The sequence below is a fragment of the Enterococcus sp. 3H8_DIV0648 genome (genome assembly GCF_002140655.1).
GTDB lineage: Bacteria > Bacillota > Bacilli > Lactobacillales > Enterococcaceae > Enterococcus_A > Enterococcus_A hulanensis.
Genome location: NZ_NGLG01000007.1, coordinates 1 through 5,357, shown reverse-complemented (window position 1 = coordinate 5,357; position 5,357 = coordinate 1). Strand labels below are relative to the sequence as shown.

Below are 5,357 nucleotides of genomic sequence, written 5' to 3'. Positions count from 1 at the left end.
GTAATTAGGAGGATTATTATGAGAAAAAACAAATTAATTCCATTCGTTGTTTTCTTGGTGGCAAGTATATTCACACTGGGCTTTGCCAGCAAGTCTGACGCCGCGGAAAAAACATATAAAATCGGAACGGACCTGACTTTTGCTCCTTTCGAATTTCAAAACTCTGATGGCGAATACATAGGAATCGACGTGGATTTACTTAACCAGATTGCTAAGGATCAAAACTTCAAAGTAGATTTACGCCCGCTAGGATTTGACAGCTCGATCCAAGGTGTACAATCCGATCAGCTAGACGGTATGATCGCTGGGATGAGCATCACAGACGAACGGAAAAAGACCTTTGACTTTTCTGAACCTTACTTTGACAGCGGGATTCAAATGGCTGTTAAAAATGATAATAAAGACATAAAGGATTACAAAGATCTAAAAGGCAAAACGGTTGCTGCGAAAATCGGTACGGAAAGTGCAACCTTCTTAGATAAGAACAAAGACAAATATGGTTACGAAATCAAACAATACGAAGCTGCAGATGCGATGTATAATGCCCTGACAAATGGGAATGTCGAAGCGATTTTTGATGACTACCCTGTTCTTGGTTATGCTGTAACAAATGGTCAACCCTTCAAATTGGTCGGCGATCCAGAAAAAGGCAGCTCTTACGGTTTCGCTGTTAAAAAAGGTGAAAATAAGGAATTACTTGAGAAATTCAATCAAGGTTTGAAAGATTTAAAGAAAAACGGCAGCTACGATAAAATCGTCAGCGAGTACATTTCTACTGGTTCCGGCGATCAAACCGCTTCTGGTGAAATGAAGAAAATCGAACCTAAAAAAGATGTATATGTTGTTGCCAGTGATTCTGCTTTTGCACCCTTTGAATATAAAGACAGCGATGGCGAATATAAAGGGATCGACGTTGATTTGCTGAAACGGGCGGCTGAGCTGCAAGGTTTCAAATTAGATATGAAATTTATCGGCTTCTCCTCTGCGATGCAGGCTTTAGAATCTGGTCAAGCTGATGGTATGATCGCCGGGATGACAATTACAGATGAACGAAAAGCTAACTATGACTTTTCTGATCCTTATTTCCAAAGCGGGATTCAACTCGCTGTTGCCAAAGATAATAAAGACATCAAATCGTATGAAGATTTAAAAGGGAAAACAGTTGGTGCCAAAGTTGGTACTGAAAGTGCAGATTTCTTAGAATCACATAAAAAGGAATATGGTTATACGATTAAGAGCTTTGATGCAGCCGATCAATTATATGATGCACTAAAGGTCGATTCAATCGATGCAATGATGGATGACTACCCTGTCATCGGTTACGCAGTGAATCAGGGTCAGGCTTTAAAAACTCCGATCAAGCGTGAAGTCGGTGGAGAATATGGTTTCGCAGTGAAGAAAGGCCAAAATGCTGAGCTTCGCGAAATGTTTACTGAAGCCTTGAAAGAAATGAAACGTACTGGTGAATACGATGAAATCGTCAATAAATACATCGGCTCTGAGAAAGAAGATAAAAAAGATGCTGTTGATGAATCAACGATCACTGGTTTGTTGAAAAACAACTACAAATCTTTGTTAGACGGTTTATGGAAAACGATCGTCTTAGCATTAGTGTCATTTGCGCTTGCTTTAGTCCTAGGCGTTATCTTTGGATTGTTCCGAGTATCTCCAGTTCGTGGACTACGTACTTTAGCTGGTATCTACATTGACATCATCCGAGGAATACCAATGATGGTATTAGCCTTCTTCATTTTCTTCGGATTGCCAGGTATTACAGGTATCAAGATTCCTGACTTTGCGGCCGGGATCATTACCTTGACTTTAAATGCGAGTGCCTATATTGCTGAAATCGTGCGTGGCGGTATCAATGCCGTTCCAATTGGACAAATGGAAGCTTCGCGAAGTTTAGGATTGTCTTATAATCGAACGATGCAGAAAATTATTTTACCGCAAGCTGTGAAAATCATGATTCCTTCTTTCATCAATCAATTCGTTATCAGTTTGAAAGATACGACGATTATCTCAGCCATCGGTGTTGTAGAATTACTGCAAACAGGTAAAATTATTGTGGCTCGGACAACGCAAAGTTCTTACGTATACTTGATCATCGCGATCATGTACTTGATCTTGATCACGATCTTGACTAAGTTAGCGAACCGTTTAGATAAGAAGGTGAAATAGATGGAAAATAGAATGGATAAGAAAATTGTCGTAAATCATTTAGTGAAAAAATTCGGTGACAACACCGTTTTAAATGACTTGAATATCACCATCAGCGAAGGTGAAGTTGTTTGTATCATCGGACCATCTGGTTCAGGTAAAAGTACCTTTTTGCGCTGTATGAATCATTTAGAAGAACCCACATTAGGTGAAATTATTATTGATGGACAGGATTTGACTGACAAGCACACTGATATCAACTTAGTGCGTCAACATATCGGAATGGTGTTCCAGCATTTCAACTTGTTCCCTCACCTGACCGTTTTAGAAAATATCACCTTAGCTCCGCTTGATTTGAAGGGTGAAACGAAAGAATCGGCTAATAAACGTGCCGTAGAATTATTGACACAAGTAGGCTTAGCTGAAAAACGTGATGATTATCCTGATAGTCTTTCAGGTGGTCAAAAGCAGCGTGTGGCAATCGCTCGTGCTTTAGCAATGAACCCTGATGTTATGCTGTTTGATGAACCTACCTCTGCGCTCGATCCAGAAATGGTTGGAGATGTATTGAAAGTTATGAAGGATCTAGCTTTGCAAGGAATGACCATGGTCATCGTGACTCACGAAATGGGCTTTGCCAAAGAAGTGGCTGACCGCGTGATCTTTACTGATGGTGGTAAAATCCTTGAAGACGGTACACCAGAACAAGTCTTCAATAATCCGCACAATCCAAGAACACAAGACTTCTTAAATAAAGTATTGAATATTTAATTTTAAAACACGAAACCCGTGAAATCAGTTTAGATTTCACGGGTTTTTCTGAATGTTAGCAATGTCTTAAAAACTTCTTCTTCCGTCGCAGGCGACTGGCTGCGGATAATTCCATCCTCCGGTGAAAATGCCAATTCAGCGACTTTTTTTAATTCTTCAGCAGAAGGAAAAATCGATAGGGCTTCATAAGTGATCGGCAGATTTAATCGTTCGAATAACCTTTGGTATTTCCTCAACTCTTCTTCGCGACCTTCGATTTGTAATTGCTGCAAAGTAGTCAGTGCTATGATTTGTCCATGACTTCCCTTAATTTCTCTTCCCCATAGACTAACCATCGCATTATGCAAGGCATGGGCGATACTCAATCCGCCCGATTCAAAACCAATTCCGCTTAACAACGTGTTTGCTTCAACAACAGCTTCAAAGGCCGGTGTGATTTCATGCTCTTTGTTTGCTTCAACTGCTGCTTCTGCGTGCTCAAATAAAACTTCGCGACATTTCTCTGCGATAGCTTCGGCTGCCAATGTTGGTGCCGCTCCTAAAGTATTTACACCTGAATTCTCACGCACTGTCCTAGCTTCTATCGAAGTTGATAATCCATCAGCAATTCCCGCAGTTAAAAAGTGAACGGGACTCTCAATCAGAATAGCTGTATCGACTAAAACCAAATCGGGACTTTGAGCATAGTAATCATACTTTGCAAAATAGCCGTCTTGATACTTCACAGAAATCCGCGAAGTAGGCGCATCGGTTGACGCAGATGTCGGAACAACGATGCAGCGGCTGCTCGTTTCAAAAGCCAAGGCCTTGCCTAGATCAATCGCTCGTCCGCCACCTAAAGCAATCACATAATCAAAATCAGCAGTAGTTCGCTCCTCTTCCACTAACCACTTCGTAATTTGCCCGCCTTGAACGGTCAGTTCTTCCAGCAAGCGCTCACCGACCATTTGATAAACAAATTGATCTGTCACCAGCAAACCTTTTTGACCAAAGGCTAAAATATCATTCAAATGATTCCACAAAACATTTTTTCCTTGCCGATATGTCATCGGACTGACAAAAACTTTTTCCATACCTGCTCCTTTTGACCATTTTAATTCATCATAACAATCAAAGAAAACAGTTGCAAGGTGACCTGAAGCATGAAAAAAGCACACAGCGTCAAATGCTGTGTGCTTAATAAAGCTGATTTATGCTTCGATTTCAGTTACGATACCTGAACCAACGGTACGTCCGCCTTCACGAATAGAGAAAGTTGTTCCTTTTTCTACAGCGATTGGGTGGATCAATTCAACGTCGATCGTTACGTTATCGCCAGGCATTACCATTTCAGTACCTTCTGGCAATACGATGTTGCCGGTAACGTCTGTTGTACGGAAGTAGAATTGAGGACGGTAGTTGTTGAAGAATGGCGTATGACGGCCACCTTCTTCTTTCGTCAATACATATACTTCTGCGCTAAATTTCGTATGTGGTGTGATCGAGCCTGGTTTAGCTAATACTTGCCCACGTTCGATTTCATCACGTGTGATACCACGTAATAGAACCCCAACGTTATCGCCGGCTTCACCATAATCCAATGTTTTACGGAACATTTCAAGTCCCGTTACGACAGCTTTTTGAACTTCAGGTTTGATCCCGATAATTTCAATTTCATCACCGACTTTGACTTCACCACGGTCGATACGACCAGATGCTACAGTCCCGCGTCCTGTGATTGAGAAGACATCTTCGACTGGCAACAAGAATGGTTTGTCAGTGTCACGTTCTGGCGTTGGGATATATTCGTCAACCGTATCCATCAAGTCCATGATTACTTGTTCTTGTTCAGGGTCGCCTTCTAAAGCTTTCAAAGCAGAACCTTTAAGAACTGGAATATCGTCGCCTGGGAAACCATATTCAGAAAGTAATTCGCGTACTTCCATTTCGACTAGATCGATCAATTCTTCATCATCAACTAAGTCGACTTTGTTCAAGAAGACGATCAAGTATTTAACACCTACTTGACGTGACAACAAAATGTGTTCACGTGTTTGAGGCATTGGGCCGTCAGTAGCAGATACTACTAAGATCGCACCGTCCATTTGAGCAGCACCGGTGATCATGTTTTTAACATAGTCCGCGTGTCCTGGAGCATCGATATGGGCATAGTGGCGTTTTTCAGTTTCGTATTCAACGTGTGCAGTATTAATAGTGATTCCGCGTTCACGTTCTTCTGGTGCAGCATCGATACTAGCGTAGTCTTGAGGGTTTGCTAGACCTTTCTTGCCTAGTACTGTTGTAATTGCTGCCGTTAAGGTTGTTTTACCGTGGTCGACGTGACCGATGGTACCAATATTAACGTGTGGTTTACTTCTATCATAATGTTCTTTTGCCATAATAAACAAACCTCCTAAAAAGTGTAAAAATTCTTACGGATATAGTGT

4 protein-coding genes are annotated in these 5,357 nt (G+C 41.3%); 2 read left to right on the top strand and 2 right to left on the bottom strand.

The annotated features are described in order from the left end of the window. Positions 1-18 precede the first annotated feature (18 nt). Together A5875_RS22880 and A5875_RS22875 are read left to right on the top strand one after the other, a co-directional pair. Positions 19-2,181: an amino acid ABC transporter substrate-binding protein/permease gene (locus A5875_RS22880; protein ID WP_088935904.1), complete on the top strand. Its 2,163-nt coding sequence runs from the start codon at positions 19-21 to the stop codon at positions 2,179-2,181. A gap of 12 nt (positions 2,182-2,193) precedes the next feature. Further along, positions 2,194-2,931 (top strand): amino acid ABC transporter ATP-binding protein, encoded by a 738-nt coding sequence (locus A5875_RS22875; protein ID WP_088935905.1) that lies wholly within the window; start codon positions 2,194-2,196, stop codon positions 2,929-2,931. Positions 2,932-2,960: 29 nt separating this feature from the next. Here the strand turns inward: A5875_RS22875 and A5875_RS22870 are convergent, their stop codons facing one another. Both A5875_RS22870 and tuf read right to left on the bottom strand, forming a co-directional pair. Further along, positions 2,961-4,004, bottom strand: coding sequence for a glycerol dehydrogenase (locus A5875_RS22870; protein ID WP_088935903.1), 1,044 nt, complete (start codon positions 4,002-4,004; stop codon positions 2,961-2,963). A 117-nt stretch (positions 4,005-4,121) separates the two neighbouring features. Beyond that, positions 4,122-5,309 carry an elongation factor Tu gene (gene tuf, locus A5875_RS22865; protein ID WP_088935902.1) on the bottom strand — a complete coding sequence of 396 codons (1,188 nt, stop codon included), beginning with the start codon at positions 5,307-5,309 and terminating at the stop codon, positions 4,122-4,124. Positions 5,310-5,357: the final 48 nt, after the last annotated feature.